This window comes from Mesorhizobium sp. M5C.F.Ca.IN.020.29.1.1, assembly GCF_003997375.1.
In the GTDB taxonomy this organism is placed as follows: domain Bacteria; phylum Pseudomonadota; class Alphaproteobacteria; order Rhizobiales; family Rhizobiaceae; genus Mesorhizobium; species Mesorhizobium wenxiniae.
Genome location: NZ_RZSW01001002.1, coordinates 1 through 1,126, shown reverse-complemented (window position 1 = coordinate 1,126; position 1,126 = coordinate 1). Strand labels below are relative to the sequence as shown.

The window sequence follows — 1,126 nt, the reverse complement described above, 5'->3', positions numbered from 1 at the left end:
GTGGGCAAGCGGGCGAAGGCCAGATCGAATTTCTAGCTCGAATCCTCGGCCTGTCCGCGCAGGGCAGTGGGATGACCAAGACAAGCCAGGTCGTAATTGTCGATATGAACGCGGTATCGGATGATGTCGTAGAGCTCTTTTGCTCAGTTCTAGCGCGCATGACATTTCGCGTGCTGCGGCAAGCCGACCCGCGAAATCGATTCCCCGTTCATTTGCTGCTTGAAGAGGCTCACCGCTACGTCGCCTCCACACCCTCGCGTTATGCGTTGGACGCCGCAAAGGTTTTTGAGCGGATAGCGAAGGAGGGCCACAAGTACGGCATGTTCCTGATAGTGGCATCACAGCGGCCGAGCGAACTTTCGAAAACCGTGTTGTCCCAATGCTCAAACTTTGTGGTCCACCGGATTCAGAACCCGGACGACCTGTCGCAAATCCGTCAGATGACGCCATTCATTTCCGAAGCTGTCCTTAAGCGATTGCCATCTCTCCCCAAACAGCACGCCCTGGTATTTGGAACCTCGGTCAATTTGCCGACAACCTTTCGAGTCAGGGATGCTGCTCCAAGGCCGTCGAGCGACGATACCAAGATAGTTGATCTCTGGTTCCACGAGGAAGGTCGCCCAGCAAACATCCGGTTCGTTCCGGTGGTGCCCGATGCGGACGACGTATTCTCAGACTTGGTGTGAAGGCAAACATCAACGCTTCGGACGCCATTGTGCGTCTCAAGAGTCAGGCTGCTGATTTTGTGGTGGTGAGCTTGAATCCAACAGCCGTGAGGACTTTTAGTACAGTCGAGAATTCAGGGTTGCCGTCGGCGCTTAGAGCCCGATAGAGCCCTTCGCGCGCAAGGCCGGTATCACGCGCGATCTGGCTCATTCCGCGTGCTCGCGCGATATTTCCGAGAGCTTCGACGATTGCCTTCGCATCACCCGAGTTGAGTGCCTCGTTCACCGCCGCATGCAGTTCGGTCTCACTCTGCAGCGGGGCCAGTTCGTCCGCAGGCGCCGGTAGCGCATCAAGCAAATCTCGTTGGTCGGAAACGTCGCTCGGCTGCCATTCTTCATCGGTCGCCCGTTCGCGAAGCCCCCGCCGAAGTTCCTCATCACCCTGGTTCAGGAACTCATCC

The 1,126-nt window shown here is 57.0% G+C and carries 2 protein-coding genes; one reads left to right on the top strand and one right to left on the bottom strand.

Annotated features, from left to right (window positions below; all coding sequences use genetic code 11):
- Positions 1-686, top strand: a 686-nt coding sequence (locus EOA85_RS35775) for an ATP-binding protein (RefSeq protein ID WP_164760152.1), incomplete at its 5' end; no start/stop codon positions are given.
- A gap of 43 nt (positions 687-729) precedes the next feature.
- Here EOA85_RS35775 and EOA85_RS35770 read toward each other — a convergent pair.
- Positions 730-1,126: addiction module antidote protein (locus tag EOA85_RS35770; protein ID WP_245486368.1), on the bottom strand; the 397-nt coding region annotated here is incomplete at its 5' end.